At 74.4% G+C, this 14,917-nt stretch carries 11 protein-coding genes and 1 pseudogene; 5 read left to right on the top strand and 7 right to left on the bottom strand.

Annotated elements, in window-relative coordinates:
- Nucleotides 1–7: 7 nt before the first annotated feature.
- Together MY526_RS14145 and MY526_RS14150 are read left to right on the top strand one after the other, a co-directional pair.
- Nucleotides 8–3,382 (top strand): pyruvate carboxylase, encoded by a 3,375-nt coding sequence (locus tag MY526_RS14145; RefSeq protein WP_436704151.1) that lies wholly within the window; start codon nt 8–10, stop codon nt 3,380–3,382.
- A 26-nt stretch (nt 3,383–3,408) separates the two neighbouring features.
- Nucleotides 3,409–4,137, top strand: a complete 729-nt coding sequence (locus MY526_RS14150) for a glutamine amidotransferase (RefSeq protein WP_436704153.1) — start codon at nt 3,409–3,411, stop codon at nt 4,135–4,137.
- Between the two features lie 21 nt (nt 4,138–4,158).
- Here the strand turns inward: MY526_RS14150 and MY526_RS14155 are convergent, their stop codons facing one another.
- A complete protein-coding gene (locus tag MY526_RS14155; RefSeq protein ID WP_436692968.1) occupies nt 4,159–4,839 on the bottom strand; it encodes a response regulator in 681 nt (226 codons plus the stop codon).
- Nucleotides 4,840–5,124: 285 nt separating this feature from the next.
- On the opposite strand from MY526_RS14155, the gene nhaA reads away from it, so the two are divergent.
- Nucleotides 5,125–7,758, top strand: a complete 2,634-nt coding sequence (nhaA, locus tag MY526_RS14160) for a Na+/H+ antiporter NhaA (RefSeq protein ID WP_436704155.1) — start codon at nt 5,125–5,127, stop codon at nt 7,756–7,758.
- Nucleotides 7,759–8,487: 729 nt separating this feature from the next.
- On the opposite strand, the pseudogene MY526_RS14165 reads toward nhaA, so the two are convergent.
- From MY526_RS14165 to MY526_RS14180, 4 genes and pseudogenes are all read right to left on the bottom strand, one after another.
- Nucleotides 8,488–8,610: pseudogene (locus MY526_RS14165) on the bottom strand (hypothetical protein); the annotation flags it as partial.
- 54 nt (nt 8,611–8,664) lie between these two features.
- Nucleotides 8,665–9,690: an acetamidase/formamidase family protein gene (locus MY526_RS14170; RefSeq protein ID WP_436692972.1), complete on the bottom strand. Its 1,026-nt coding sequence runs from the start codon at nt 9,688–9,690 to the stop codon at nt 8,665–8,667.
- A 73-nt stretch (nt 9,691–9,763) separates the two neighbouring features.
- Nucleotides 9,764–11,224 (bottom strand): APC family permease, encoded by a 1,461-nt coding sequence (locus tag MY526_RS14175; RefSeq protein WP_436692974.1) that lies wholly within the window; start codon nt 11,222–11,224, stop codon nt 9,764–9,766.
- A 100-nt stretch (nt 11,225–11,324) separates the two neighbouring features.
- Nucleotides 11,325–12,362, bottom strand: a complete 1,038-nt coding sequence (locus MY526_RS14180) for an ABC transporter substrate-binding protein (RefSeq protein WP_436704156.1) — start codon at nt 12,360–12,362, stop codon at nt 11,325–11,327.
- A 20-nt stretch (nt 12,363–12,382) separates the two neighbouring features.
- Here MY526_RS14180 and MY526_RS14185 point away from each other — a divergent pair, with 20 nt between their 5' ends.
- On the top strand, nt 12,383–12,829 hold the full coding sequence (locus MY526_RS14185; protein WP_436692979.1) for a MarR family winged helix-turn-helix transcriptional regulator: 447 nt from the start codon (nt 12,383–12,385) through the stop codon (nt 12,827–12,829).
- A 2-nt stretch (nt 12,830–12,831) separates the two neighbouring features.
- Here the strand turns inward: MY526_RS14185 and MY526_RS14190 are convergent, their stop codons facing one another.
- The gene (locus MY526_RS14190) at nt 12,832–13,140 is read right to left on the bottom strand and encodes a hypothetical protein (RefSeq protein ID WP_436692981.1); all 309 of its coding nucleotides are present in this window, start codon (nt 13,138–13,140) and stop codon (nt 12,832–12,834) included.
- A 163-nt stretch (nt 13,141–13,303) separates the two neighbouring features.
- Between MY526_RS14190 and MY526_RS14195 the strand changes: the two genes are divergently transcribed.
- On the top strand, nt 13,304–13,564 hold the full coding sequence (locus MY526_RS14195) for a hypothetical protein (RefSeq protein ID WP_436692983.1): 261 nt from the start codon (nt 13,304–13,306) through the stop codon (nt 13,562–13,564).
- Between the two features lie 16 nt (nt 13,565–13,580).
- Here MY526_RS14195 and MY526_RS14200 read toward each other — a convergent pair whose 3' ends face one another.
- The gene (locus tag MY526_RS14200; RefSeq protein ID WP_436692984.1) at nt 13,581–14,762 is read right to left on the bottom strand and encodes an acyl-CoA dehydrogenase family protein; all 1,182 of its coding nucleotides are present in this window, start codon (nt 14,760–14,762) and stop codon (nt 13,581–13,583) included.
- Between the last annotated feature and the right edge of the window lie 155 nt (nt 14,763–14,917).

Here is a 14,917-nt window from a genome sequence, read left to right on the forward strand (position 1 = left end):
GAGCCCCATGTTCTCGAAGGTCCTGGTCGCCAATCGCGGGGAGATCGCCGTCCGGGCGTTCCGCGCCGCCTACGAGCTGGGTGCGGGCACGGTGGCGGTGTTCCCGTGGGAAGACCGCAACTCCGTGCACCGGCTCAAGGCCGACGAGAGTCACCAGATCGGCGAGGTGGGGCACCCGGTGCGGGCCTACCTGTCGGTGGAGGAGATCGTGCGCGCGGCCCGGGACGCCGGGGCGGACGCGGTCTACCCCGGCTACGGGTTCCTGTCGGAGAACCCGGACCTGGCCGAGGAGTGCGCGCGGGCGGGGATCGCCTTCGTCGGCCCGCCGGCCGAGGTGCTCACCCTGACCGGCAACAAGGCGCGGGCCATCGCGGCCGCGCGCGAGGCGGGGCTGCCGGTGCTGGCCTCCACCCAGCCCACCGACGACCTGGACACCCTGCTGGCCGCCGTGGAGGGCATGCCGTTCCCGGTGTTCGTCAAGGCGGTCGCCGGCGGCGGCGGGCGGGGGATGCGGCGGGTGGAGGACCCGGCCGAGCTGACCGGTGCGGTGCAGGCGGCCATGCGGGAGGCCGAGGCGGCCTTCGGTGACGCGACGGTGTTCGTCGAGCAGGCCGTGGTCGACCCGCGGCACATCGAGGTCCAGATCCTCGCCGATGCCCACGGCAACGTGGTGCACCTGTTCGAGCGGGACTGCTCGGTGCAGCGCCGGCACCAGAAGGTCGTGGAGCTGGCCCCCGCACCCAACCTGGACCCCGCGCTGCGGGAGCGGATCTGCGCCGACGCGGTCGCCTTCGCCCGGGCGATCGGCTACGTGAACGCCGGGACGGTGGAGTTCCTGCTCGATCCCCAGGGCCGGCACGTGTTCATCGAGATGAACCCGCGGATCCAGGTGGAGCACACGGTCACCGAGGAGGTGACCGACGTGGACCTCGTGCAGGCCCAGCTGCGGATCGCGTCGGGGGAGACGCTGGCCGACCTCGGCCTGGCGCAGGAGACGATCGTGCTGCGCGGGGCGGCGCTGCAGTGCCGGATCACCACCGAGGACCCGGCCAACGGCTTCCGCCCCGACACCGGCCGGATCACCGCCTACCGCTCCCCGGGCGGGGCCGGGATCCGGCTGGACGGCGGCGCGTCGCTGGGCGCGGAGGTGGAGGCGCACTTCGACTCGCTGCTGGTCAAGCTGACCTGCCGCGGCCGGGACTTCGCCACCGCGGTGGCCCGGGCCCGCCGGGCGGTGGCGGAGTTCCGCATCCGCGGGGTGGCCACCAACATCCCGTTCCTGGCCGCGCTGCTCGACGACCCGGAGTTCGCCGCCGGGCGGGTGACGACGTCGTTCATCGAGCAGCGCCCGGAGCTGCTCACCGCGCGCTCCAGCGCCGACCGGGGCACCAAGCTGCTCACCTTCCTGGCCGACCTGACGGTGAACGAGCCGCACGGGGAGCGCCCGCACCTGGTCGACCCGGTGGAGAAGCTGCCCCGGGTGAACCTGCGCACGGCCCCGCCGGAGGGTTCCCGGCAGCGGCTGGCCGAGCTCGGTCCGGAGGCCTTCGCCGCCGACCTGCGGGCGGCGACGGCGCTGGCGGTCACCGACACCACCTTCCGCGACGCCCACCAGTCCCTGCTCGCCACCCGGGTCCGCACCCGGGACCTGCTGGCCGTGGCCGGTCACGTGGCGCGCAGCACCCCGCAGCTGCTGTCACTGGAGTGCTGGGGCGGGGCGACCTACGACGTCGCGCTGCGGTTCCTGCACGAGGACCCGTGGGACCGGCTGGCCGCGCTGCGCGAGGCGGTGCCCAACATCTGCCTGCAGATGCTGCTGCGCGGCCGCAACACCGTCGGCTACACGCCCTACCCGGAGGCGGTGACCGACGCGTTCGTCGCCGAGGCCGCGCGCACCGGCATCGACGTGTTCCGGGTGTTCGACGCGCTCAACGACGTCGGGCAGATGCGCCCGGCGATCGACGCCGTCCGGGCCACCGGGACGGCGATCGCCGAGGTGGCGCTGTGCTACACCGGCGATCTGTCACACCCTCAGGAAGACCTCTACACGCTGGACTACTACCTGCGGCTGGCCGAGCAGATCGTCGACGCCGGCGCGCACATCCTGGCGATCAAGGACATGGCCGGCCTGCTCCGGCCGCCCGCGGCCGCGACCCTGGTGACCGCGCTGCGGGAGCGCTTCGACCTGCCCGTCCACCTGCACACCCACGACACCGCCGGCGGCCAGCTGGCCACCCTGATGGCGGCGTGGCAGGCAGGGGTGGACGCCGTGGACGGGGCCGTGGCCAGCATGGCCGGCACCACCTCGCAGCCGCCGCTGTCGGCGATCGTGGCCGGCACCGACGCCACCGAGCGGGCCACCGGCCTGGACCTGAAGGCCGTGAACGACCTGGAGCCCTACTGGGAGGCCGTCCGGCGGGTGTACGGGCCGTTCGAGTCCGGCCTGCCGTCCCCGACCGGCCGGGTCTACACCCACGAGATCCCCGGCGGGCAGCTGTCCAACCTGCGCCAGCAGGCGATCGCCCTGGGCCTGGGTCAGCGGTTCGAGGAGGTCGAGAACGCCTACGCGGCCGCCGACCGGTTGCTGGGCCGGCTGGTCAAGGTCACCCCGAGCTCCAAGGTGGTCGGCGACCTGGCCCTGCAGCTGGTCGGCTCCGGCGTCGCGGTCGAGGACTTCGCCTCCGACCCGGCCAAGTACGACCTCCCCGACTCGGTCATCGGGTTCCTGCGCGGCGAGCTGGGCGACCCGCCCGGCGGCTGGCCCGAGCCGTTCCGCACCCGCGCGCTGGAGGGCCGCCGTCCCGCCGAGCCCCCGGCCGAGCTGTCCGAGGACGACGTCCGCGGGCTGGCCGAGCGGCCGCGCCGGACGCTGAACCGGCTGCTGTTCCCCGGCCCGACGCGGGAGTACGAGGCGCACGTGGACAGCTACGGCGACGTCTCGGTGCTGCCCACCAAGGAGTTCCTCTACGGCCTGCGGCGGGGCGAGGAGCACGCCGTCGACCTCGAGCCCGGCGTCACCCTGCTGATGGGGGTGGAGGCCGTCTCCGACCCCGACGAGCGCGGCATGCGCACCGTCATGTGCTCGCTGAACGGGCAGCTGCGCCCGGTCTCCATCCGCGACCGCAGCGTCGACGCCAAGGTCAAGGCCGCCGAGAAGGCCGACCGCAACGCCCCCGGCCAGGTGGCCGCCCCCTTCGCCGGCGTCGTCACGCTGCAGGTGGAGGAGGGCGACACCGTCGAGTCCGGCCAGGCCATCGCGACCATCGAGGCCATGAAGATGGAGGCCGCCATCACCGCCCCCGTCGCCGGCGCCGTGCAGCGGGTCGCCATCGGCCCGGTGCAGCAGGTCGAGGGAGGAGACCTGCTCGTCGTGCTGGCCTGACCGGGGACGGCCTAGCATCTGCGGCCGTGCGCCCGTTCCTGCTGCTGGCCTCGCGCGCCGAGGACGAGGCCGCGGACGACGAGTACGCGGCGTTCCTCCGGCTGACCGGCCTGGCCGAGCACGAGCTGCGCCGGGTGCGGATGGAGGCCGGGCCGCTGCCGGAGCTGCACCTCGACGACTACTCCGGCGTCCTGCTCGGCGGCGGGCCCTACAACTCCAGCGACCCGCCGGAGGAGAAGTCGGCCGCGCAGCGCCGGGTGGAGGCCGAGCTCCAGCCGCTGCTGAACGAGGTGGTCGCCCGCGACCTGCCGTTCCTCGGCGCCTGCTACGGCATCGGCACGCTGGGGGTGCACCAGGGCGGGGTGGTCGACCGCACGTACGGCGAGCCGGTCTCCTGCGTGCCGATCGTGCTCACCTCGGCCGGTCAGGCCGACCCGGTGCTCGACGGGGTGCCGGAGGTGTTCGACGCGCTGGTCGGGCACAAGGAGGCCTGCCGGGTGCTGCCGCCGTCCGCGGCGCTGCTGGCGACGTCGGCGGCCTGCCCGGTGCAGATGTTCCGGATCGGCCAGAACGTCTACGCGACGCAGTTCCACCCGGAGCTCGACGTCGCCGGTGTGGTCACCCGCGCCCGGGTCTACCAGCACGCCGGCTACTTCCCACCGGCCGAGCTCGAGGAGCTGATCGCCCGGCTGCGGACCGCCGTGGTCTCCGAACCGGGTCGGGTGCTGGCGAACTTCGTCGCCCGCTACGCCTAGCGATCCCCGCGGGGTCCTCCGTCAGGCGTCGGACAGCGAGGTGAGCATCCCCAGCGCCTGGGCCTTGACCACGGCCTCCAGCTGGGAGCGCACGCCGAGCTTGGTGTGCAGCGACTTCACGTAGCCCCGGCAGGTCTCCAGGGTGATCCCCAGGACCCGCGCGATCGTCTTGACCTGCATCCCCTGGCCCAGGCAGTCGAGGACCTCCTGCTCCCGGCGGGTGAGCTGCGGCCGGGCCGCGGTGACCGGTCGCGGTGCCGCACTCGGCGTCGCGGCGAAGGTGGACGGCGCCACGAGCATCTGGCCGGGTCGCACGCGGCTCAGCACGTCGATCATCTCGGCGAGCGAGCCGTCCTTCGGGATGAACGCCGACGCGCCGGCCTGGGTCGCGCGGACCACCCAGTCGGGGTCGCGGTGCGCGGTGACGACGGCGACGACCGTGTCCGGCGCGACCTCGCGCAGCCGCCGGGTGGCGGTCAGCCCGTCCTGCCGCGGCATCTCGATGTCCATGACGACGATGTCGGGCTGCAGCTCCTGGGCCATCGACACGGCCTGGGCCGCGGAGTGCGCCGTCCCCAGCACGTCCATCCCTGCGGCGGCCAGCGCCCCGGACAGCAACTCGGCGAACGTGCGGTGGTCGTCGACCACCAGCACGCGAGGCGGGTCGAGGTCGGGAAGCCGGTCGAGCGGAGCGAGTGCCAAGGAGTCCCCCAGGGAGGTCGGCCCCCCGCTGTTGGAGGGCGCGACCATGGGAACCCGGCGCAGCGACGCGCACCAGGGTTCCGGGCGAAGTCCGGACGAAGGTCCCTAGAACGCATGATGCGGACCCGAGAGTGTCGCAACGAAGCGTGACGAGACGGATCCGTTCCGCGAATCTGCCGTCCCGCCCCGCTTCTGCCGGCCGGAGGGACGAGGCAGACTGCCAGCGCAGGTTCGGCTCCTCCGGGGGCAGGCAGGAGGTCCGATGACTCCCAGCGGGGGCGCCCGGTGACCGTCGACGTCGGACGGCAGTCCTCCCCGGGCGGCCGGGGGGTGCTCGCCCGCGTCGCGCCGCTGCGCCGCGCGCTGCGCACCGAGGCCGGCAGCGCGGGACTCCTGCTGCTGACCACCGTGGTCGCGCTGCTGTGGGTCAACTCGCCCGCGCGGGGCAGCTACGACGCCTTCTGGCACACCGACCTCGCCGTCCGGATCGGCGAGGCGGAGCTCGCGCTCGACCTGCAGCACTGGGTCAACGACGGCCTGATGGTGTTCTTCTTCTTCGTCGTCGGGCTGGAGATCAAGCGCGAGCTGGTGATGGGCGAGCTCACCGACCGGCGGCGGGCCGCGGTCCCGGCGCTCGCCGCGGTCACCGGCCTGGCGGTGCCCGCGCTGGTCTACGTGCTGTTCAACCTCGGCGACGAGGCGGTGTCGGCCTGGGGGGTGGTGATCTCCACCGACACGGCGTTCCTGCTGGGGGTGCTGGCCCTGGTCGGCCCGGCCTGCCCGGCGCAGCTGCGGCTCTTCCTGCTCACCCTGGCCATCGCCGACGACGTCGGCGCGCTCACCGTGATCGCGCTGTTCTACACCGAGCAGCTCGACCCGGTCGCGCTGGCCGTGGCCGTCGTGGGGCTGGCGATGATGGTCGGGCTGCGCTTCCTCCGGGTCTGGCGCGGACCGGCCTACCTCGTCCTCGGCCTCGCGGTGTGGGTGGCGATGTACGAGTCGGGCGTCCACCCGACGCTGGCGGGCGTCGTCATCGCGCTGTTCACGCCCGCGTACCCGGCCCGCCGCGAGGAGGTGGAGGACGCCGCCCGGCGGACCCGGGCCTACCAGCAGTCGCCCAACCCCGAGTTCGCCCGGGCCGCCCGGCTGAGCATCGACCGGTCGGTGTCGGCCAGCGAGCGGCTGCAGCAGCTGTGGCAGCCGTGGACCAGCTTCGTCATCGTGCCGGTGTTCGCCCTCGCCAACGCCGGCGTCGCGCTGACCGGTGAGACGTTGCGGGCGGCGCTGTCCTCGCCGGTGACGATCGGCGTCGTCGCGGGCCTGGTCCTCGGCAAGCTGGCCGGCATCCTGCTCGGCACCGGGCTGGCGATGCGGCTGCGCCTCGGGCAGCTGGCACCCGGCCTGACCCGCTGGCAGCTGGCCGGCGGCGCGGCTCTGTCGGGCATCGGCTTCACCATCTCCCTGTTCATCGTGGACCTGGCCTTCGACGACGAGCGGTCGGCCGACGAGGCGCGGGTCGGCGTGCTGGCGGCGTCGGTGCTCGCCGCGTTCCTGGGCTGGGGGCTCTTCCGGCTGGCCGACCGCCTCCGCCCACCCGGCACCGGCGGCCGGCCGGTGCTGCTCGACCCGCCGGTCGACCCGGCCCGCGACCACGTCCGCGGGCCGCTCGACGCACCGCTCACCCTGGTCGAGTACGGCGACTTCGAGTGCCCCTTCTGCGGGCGGGCCACCGGCGCGGTCGAGGAGGTGCGCGACCGCTTCGGCGACCGGCTGCGCTACGTCTTCCGGCACGTCCCACTGGTCGACGTCCACCCGCACGCGCGGCTGGCGGCCGAGGCGGCGGAGGCGGCCGCCGCCCAGGTGCGGTTCTGGGACATGCACGACCGGATGTTCAGCGCCCAGGACCGGCTCACCGCCGGCGACCTCCTCGACCACGCCGCGGCGATCGGCCTGGACGTGCAGCGCTTCGCCCGCGACCTCGGCGCCGGCCGCTACGCCCGCCGGGTCGAGGAGGACGTCGAGTCGGCAGAGGCCAGCGGGGTCGAGGGCACCCCGACCTTCTTCGTCAACGGCGTCCGTCACACCGGCCCCTACGACGCCGACAGCCTCGCCGCGGCGCTGCTCGCGACGGCGGGGGAGGACGCCGGGGCCCCGCTCCCGGTGGACGACGCCCTCGCCGGCGGCGCGCTGCCGGCGCTGGGGCCGCGCCGCGCCGGGCCGGTGTCCGCGGTCGACGGCGAACCCGAGCCGGTGCCCGCCGACCTGCCCGAGACCGCCGACCGGGACGGCGCCTACCCGCGGCTGTCCGACCAGCAGCTGGCCCTGCTGGAGCGGCACGGGTACCGGCGGTGGTACGAGGCCGGCGAGACGGTCTTCCGGGAGGGCGACCCCGGGTACGACTTCACCGTCGTGCTCTCCGGCGCGGTCGCGATGGTCGAGGACCACGGCCGGGCGGGGCAGCGGGTGATCGCCGTCCACGGCCCGCGGCGGTTCCTCGGGGAACTCGACCTGTTCAGCGCGCACCCGGTGACCCTCACCGCCGTCGTCCTCCGTCCCGGCGAGGTGCTGTGCGTGTCCGACGACCGGATGCGCGAGGTGTTCGCGGCCGACCACTCGCTCAAGGAGCTGGTGCTGCGGGCCTTCCTCCTGCGCCGCTCGATGCTGCTCGAGCTGGCCGCCGACCTGCGCATCGTCGGGCGGGGCGGCTCCGCGGACAGCCGCCGGCTGCAGGCGTTCGCCCGCGCCCACCGGCTGGCCGCGGTCTTCGTCGACCTCGACGGCAGCACCGACGGCGCGGCGATGCTGGGCGAGCTCGGCGTCTCGGAGGCCGACCTGCCGGTCGTCGTCTGGCGGGAGGGGGAGCTGCTGCGCAACCCGACCGACGCCGAGGTCGCCGCGGCCATCGGCGCCCGGGGCTGACGGCCGGTCAGCGGCAGGCCTCGGCCACCTCCGCGACCAGGTCGGCCGCGGCCGCGACCGCGGTGGTGAGCTCGTCGGGCCGGGTGCCGAGGTCCCGAGGACCTCATGGGCGCGGGCGGCGAACCCCGGCGGCGCTCCCGGCAGCCGCCCGGCGGCGGCGACCGCGCCCTTCTCGTTGACCAGCCAGACCCCGGCGGCGGCGTGCAGGGCGTGCGCGCAGAGTCCGACGGCGCGGAACAGGCAGCCGGCGACGAACGTGGCGTCGCCGCGGGCGGTGGCCTTGGCGGCGATGTCGAGGCAGAACCGTGCCTCGACCAGCCGGCGGACCAGCGCGGCGCCGAGCGCCGGCGGGTAGCCGGCCACCTCCCGCTGCAGGGCGGCGACCTCGCCGGTGGCGTCGGCCAGGAGCACGCCGAGCGCCAGCTCGCCGGCGTAGGCGGCGTCGAGGAAGCCCAGCGGGTGGCCGACCTGGAAGTGGAAGGCGTACCGGCCCCGCCGCGCGTCGTGCCAGGCGGCGGCCACCCGGTCCACGTCGCGGTAGATCCAGTCCATCGCCAGGTCGCCCAGCCGCAGCCACGCGCCCCCGTCGACCCACGGGCCCCACTCGCCGGGCGCGGTGACCCGCGCTTCCGGGCCACAGAGCTCACGCGCCAGGACGCCGAGGGCGTCGGTGTCCAGGGGCGGCCGGTGGTACAGGCCGAGGTCGACGTCGGAGTCCGGGGTGTGGGTGCCGCGTGCCCGGCTCCCGCCGAGGGTCACCGCGAGCACGCCGGGCACCTCGGCCAGCCGCCCGGCCAGCGCCCGCAGCCGCGCCGGCCGGTCGCCGGGCAGTGCCCCCACCGGGTCGCCCACGGGACCGAGGCCAGGGCGTGGCGGGGAGCCCGGCCGGGCTCCGCGCCACGGGGATCAGCGCTGGGCGAGGTAGGCCGCGGCGGTCTCCCGCAGCCGGTCGTGCACGCCGTCGACGGCGATCGCGCCCCCGAGGTACCGCTTGGCCAGCTTCGCCACCATCGTGTAGTTCGTGTCCACGACGTTGCCGGCCGGCGCCAGCCCGGCCTGGCTGACCAGCTGGTAGGCGTCGAGGGGGTCCCACCCGGTCAGCTGCCCGGCCCAGGTGACCAGGTCGTGCTGGCTGATCCGGAAGGCGTCCTCCAGCGGCCGCACGGAGCCGGTCGACATGAGGAACTCGTCGCTCTCCAGCCGCGGCCAGGCCGGCGCCCCGCCCTTCACCACGTCGACCACGACGACCGTGCGCATCGCCGCCTCGACGGCGGTGCCACAGACCTCGCCCTCGCCCTGGCGGCAGTGCCCGTCGCCGAGGGACAGCAGCCCACCCGCGACGTTGACGCCGAAGTAGAGCGTCGTCCCGGCCCGGACCTCGGGGGTGTCCATGTTCCCGCCGTGCGCGCCCGGCGTGATGCTGGCGAACACCTCACCGCCGGCGGGGGCGACACCGATCGTGCCGTGCATCGGGTCGAGCGGGAGCTCGACCTCCGGGCCGCCGCGGCGGGGGCGGAACAGGCAGGTGCCCCGGTCGCGGTCGACCTCGTAGACCCAGACCAGCTCCTCGAGCGCCTCGTGCAGCATCGCCGTCGAGTGCGTGGTGGTCAGCGCCCCGAAGTGCGGGAACGTCGTCGACACGGCCCAGTCGCGCACCGGCGCGATCTCCACGAGGTGCACCGCCAGCGTGTCGCCCGGCTCGGCCCCTTCCACGGCGATCGGCCCCGTGACCGGGTTCAGGTAGGGGAACTCGCAGACCTCGCTCGGCAGGTCGCCGACCCCCCGCACCCGGCCGCCGAAGCAGTCCTCGGTGGTCAGCTCGACCACCGTGCCTGGGGCGACGGTCACCAGCGGGTCGCCACCGCCGCCGAAGGTGTAGCGGAGCTGGTCGGGCGTCGGCTCGACGGCGACGACCTCCAGGGCCGCCGTCATCGCCCCTCCTCGCGGGCGCTCGTCGGCCCGCTGAGCGGCCGTGCTGTGCTCATCGGTGACCTCGCACGCCCGGTCACAGGCCCTCCTCCGCGCGCAGCTCCGGCTTGCGGCCGGTGGCCAGCAGGACGGCCATGAGCACCAGGCCGATGACGAGCCAGGTGAACCCGAGGGTCTGCGCCGCCACCTGCGCGTTGATGACGACGTACACCAGGATCGTGAAGCCCAGCACGGGGACGGCGAGGTGCAGCCACCAGTTCCGGCTCTTCCGCCGGATGACGTAGTGGACGACCACCGACACGTGCAGCAGCAGGAACGCCGACAGTGCGCCGAAGTTGACCAGCGTGGAGAGCAGCGTGATGCCGTCCTCGCGCGTGGTCATGTACCAGCCCAGCACCAGGGAGATCAGCGCGACGAGCAGGGTCGCGTTGACCGGCACCCGCCGGGTGCGGTGCACCTGGGCGAGGAAGTGGGGGAGCTGCCGGTCGCGGGCCATGGCGAACAGCAGTCGCGAGGTGGCCGCCTGGGCCACCAGCGAGTTGGCGAAGCCCCACGCGACGGCCGTGGCGATCGCGGTGAGCGTCGACAGCCAGGCCCCGCCGGCGACCGCGGCGGCGTCGTAGAACGCCGTCCCCGCCGCGTCGCCCTCGGCGATGAGGGTGTCGGGGTCGGGCACGAGGAGGGCGGCGATCCAGGTCTGGACGATGAACAGCGTCCCGGCCAGCGCCAGCGCGGCGATCATCGCCTTGCCGATGGAGCGGGCCGACTCGCGGTTCTCCTCGGCGAGGGTCGAGATGCCGTCGAAGCCCAGGAAGCTCAGGACGGCGACCGACACGGCGCCGAACACCAGCTCCACCGAGAAGGTGTCGCTGTTGTAGATCGGCGAGAAGTCGAAGCCCCGCCCGGCACCACCGGCCAGTGCCACGATCCCGATGACCAGGAAGATCGCCAGCACGATCAGCTCGGCGACCAGCATGATCTTGTTGACCCGCGCGGTGAACTCGATGCCGAAGTAGTTGACGACGGTGTTGAGGACGACGAAGCCGATCAGCCAGACGAGCACCGGCACCGAGCTGACGATCGAGTGCATCGCGATCGCCGCGATGAGGTACAGCAGCGCCGGCACCAGCACGTAGTCGAGCAGGATCATCCACCCGGCGATGAAGCCGACCGGCTGGGCGATGCCGCGGCCGGCGTAGGTGTAGACCGAGCCGGCCATCGGGAAGGCCCGCGACATCTGCGAGTACGAGGCCGCGGTGAAGGCCATGGCCAGGCCGCCGACGGCGTAGGCGAGGGCCACCATGCCGCCGGACGCCTGGAAGACGCCGCCGAAGATGCCGAACGGCGCGATCGGGACCATGAAGATCAGGCCGTACACCAGCAGGTCGGTGAAGGTCAGCGAGCGCTTGAGTTCCTGGCGGTAGCCGAACGCCTCGATGCCCGGGTCGCCGGTCGCGGGGATCGGTCCCCGGGCGGCGCCCGGGAGCGGACCGGCCGGGTCGCCGGTCCGGTGCTGGGTGGTGCGGGGGTCGCTCACGGCCACTCCTCTCCTCCGGCTCGGGGGCCGGGCGGGGAGAGAGTAGGCCGCAGTTGTTTCCAGATGGAAGCAACTGCGCGTGTCATCGGGGGGACCCGCGTCAGGCCGTGCGGACCTCGCGGAAGGACAGCCCCTCGGCCCGGGCCAGCCGGGGTGCGGCAGGGACCGGCCGCGGCGTCGCTCCGCGGCCGGGGAGGGTCACGGCGAGGCGGACGCCGTCGTAGACGCCCCGGGCATAGGCGCAGACCACCGGTGCGCTCGGTCCCGCCCGCCGGGCGTGCCGTTCCTGCAGGTCGATCTGTCCCTCGTCGGCGGCGCCGTCGACGGCCGCGAAGGACGGCATGCAGGCGAACAGCTCCCCGGTGGAGTCCCCGCCGACGGCGTACAGCCCGTTCTCCTCCAGCGCCCCGGACAGCCGTACGACCCGGTGGTCGAGGCCGGCCCGGGCGAACTCCCGGTTGAAGGCGACGAGGTCCCGCCCCACGAGGCTCAGCAGGACGGCGTCCGCGCGGCTGCGGCGGACCAGGTCCACCATCGCGCCCGGGTCGGACGGCCCGAACGGCACGAGCAGCTCGCCGACGACGTCGGCACCCAGCCCGTGCAGGACCGCGGTGGCCGCCCGGTGCACCGCCTGAGGCCAGACGTAGTCGTTGCCGACCAGGGCCCAGCGCCGGGCGCGGCGGTGCCGGACCAGCCAGGCGAGCGCGGCGGCGTGCTGCTCGCGCGGCGAGGAGCCGATCCGCAGCACGCCCGCGCGCTGCCGGCCGCCCTCGTGCGGCGGGGTGAAGACGTAGCGCACCCGGCCGGCGAGTGCCGCCTCCAGCGCACGGTGGACGTCGCTGGTGTGGTAGCCGACGAGCACGTCGAACACCCCCGCGTCGAGCAGCGCCGACGCCTCGGCCGCGACCACGTGCGGCGGCCGGCCGGAGTCGACGGTCACCAGCTCCACCGGGCGGCCCCGCACCCCGCCGTCGGCGTTCGTCTCGTCGGTCGCCAGGCCGGCCAGGTCCAGCGCGGAGGGCGCGGTCAGCGCCAGCGGTCCGGACAGCGGAACGGCCAGCGCGACGCGGACGACGTCCGGAGTGCGGGGGACGAGCAGCGCCTCCCACGCGTCCAGCGGTCCGGTCGGCTCGGGCACCCGCTGAGTATGGTGCGGCCATGTCCGTCGAGCAGCAGGCAGACCCGGTGACGGCGGGTCCCGGCGCCTCCCTGGTGGAGCTGCTCACGGTCGCCCAGCGCCGGCTGGCCCGCGGGGTCGCCGCGGTGCTGGCCGAGGACGGTGCCACCCTCGACGTCTTCCGGCTGATGCGCTGCCTGGCCGCGGGGCCGGGGCGCTCGATGGGGGAGCTGGTCGCTGCGCTGACCCTGCCGGCGCCCACGCTCACCCGGCTCGTGGACGGGCTGGTCGACGGGGCGGAGGCCTACCGGCTGCCCGATCCCGACGACGGCCGTCGCGTCCGGGTGCACCTCTCGGCGCGCGGTCGCACCCGGCTGACCCGGCTGGAGGGGCTGGTGCGCGCCCACGAGGACGCCCTGGCGGCCACCCTCGGCGCCGACCGGCTCGCGGACCTCGCCCGTGCGCTGACCGCGTTCGAGCCCGCCTGAGCTCAGTCGGTGCTGGGCGGCAGGAGGCGGGGCATGAACACCTCGTCGATCGGCCGCGGGCCGACGTACTGACGGCAGGTGCACGGCACCCACTGGTGTCCCGACCACCGGCCGCGCTTGTCGTAGGTGTCGCGGCGCAGCTCGGCGTAGCAGGTGTTGGTCTCGGTGTCGTGCTGGCTGAGCGTGTGGCCGCAGCCGCACAGCGGTGTCGGCAGGGCCGGGGGAGCCGGCTTGGTGCGCCGGCTCAGCCGGCCGCCGAGGAACCCCACCGCGAGCAGCACGGCACCGACGATCAGGCTGACAGGTTCCACCGGTGCGCTCCTCCCGCGTCGTGCCCCTCGACGGTAACGCGGGAGGAGGTGCCGCGGTGCCTCGGTCGGGATCCTGGCCCTGGCCGGGGAGGCGGCACACTCCTGTTCCGGTTCACCCGTCCGTGATTGTTTCGCGCGTGTTAACCCGGGCACATGGTCCCGCGTGGAGTCCTATGCCGTGGGGTTCGCCCGCCCGGACCGTTGGTCGCCGGGCCGACCGACCGAACAGAGTCACCCCTGGCACGCCGTCGAGGCGCACCGTCCCCCGGCCGAGCTCGACGGCGAGGTCGAGCTCGCCGCCTGCGGCGCGATCGTTCAGGTGTGGGGATCGCAGGACTGGTCGCGGGTCGGCACCGGTCGGCGGGCCTGCCCGCAGTGCCAGCAGCTGACGTCGGTCGGCAAGCCGCTCAGCGCCGTCGGCTGACCGCCGCGGCGCGTCGTCAGCGGCCCTCGGGACGACGGCCGCCGATCGCCGAGATCCCGGTGATCTCCCGGCCCACGATGAGGGCCTGCACCGAGTCGGTGCCCTCGAAGGTGAAGATCGCCTCCATGTCCGCATGGTGCCGCGCGACGTGGTGATCGAGCAGGATGCCGTCGCCGCCGAGGATGTCGCGGGCGTCGGCGACGATCGCGCGGGCCTTCGCCGCGTGGTTCATCTTGGCCAGTGAGGCCATGGCCGCGGTCATGCGCCCGGCATCGGCCAGCTTCGACAGCCGCCAGCACATGAGCTGCATGGCGGTGATCTCGGCCAGCATCCGCGCGAGCTTGTCCTGCACGAGCTGGTAGCCGGCGATCGGCCGGCCGAACTGCTCCCGTCGCAGGGCGTGGGCCAGCGCCAGCTCGTAGGACGCCGTCGCCAGTCCGAGCGCCCGCCACGCGACGGTGTACCGGGTGCGGTCGAGGACCGCGGAGACGTCCCGGAAGGACGAGCAGTTCGCCAGCCTGTTCTCCGCGGGCACCCGGACGCCGGTCAGCGTGATCTCGGCCTGCCAGACCGCGCGGAGCGCCGTCTTCCCGGTCATGACGGTGGCCTCGTAGCCCGGCGTCCCCTTGTCGACGACGTAGCCGCCGACCGACCCGTCCTCCCCGCGGGCCCAGACGAGCACGTGGTCGGCGATCGTCCCGTTGCCGATCCACTTCTTCTGACCGTCGAGCACGTAGCCGTCGCCGTCGCGGCGGGCGCTGGTCTCCAGTGCGACCGCGTCGGACCCGTGCCGTGGCTCGGTGAGGGCGAAGGCGCCGATCCTCTCCATCCGGGCCATCGCCGGGAGCCAGCGCTCGCGCTGCTCCTCCGACCCCAGCAGCGCGATCGACTGCATCGCCAGGAAGCTGTGCACGCCGTAGAAGGTGCCGATGCTGCCGTCCGCGCGGGCCCACTCGGCGGCGACCAGTCCGGCGGCGACCGCGCTCATCCCGGGGGAGCCGTAGCCCTGCACGGTGCCGCCGGCGATGCCGAGCCCGGCGATCTTCGGGACGAGCTCGAACGGGAACTCCGCGCGCTCCCAGTAGTCGTTGATCCGCGGGGTGACCTCCCGCGCGCAGAAGGCGCGGACTCGGTCGCGCAGCTCGATCTCCGCGGGCTCGAGGAGCTCCTCCACGGCATAGAAGTCCGGACTCGTCACGGTCGCCGACGCTAGGGCCGAGCTGGGCGGGCTGCCTGTCGTGCGGTGCCGCTGCCCATCACCCGGGTCGGTCCGGCCGGGCGCGGCCGTGGTCACGCGGCCGCGTCGATCGGTGGGTGGATGAGGATCTCGGTGCCGTCGGGGCGCCAGGTGCG

It is taken from the genome of Geodermatophilus sp. CPCC 205761 (assembly GCF_051383655.1).
Lineage (GTDB): Bacteria > Actinomycetota > Actinomycetes > Mycobacteriales > Geodermatophilaceae > Geodermatophilus.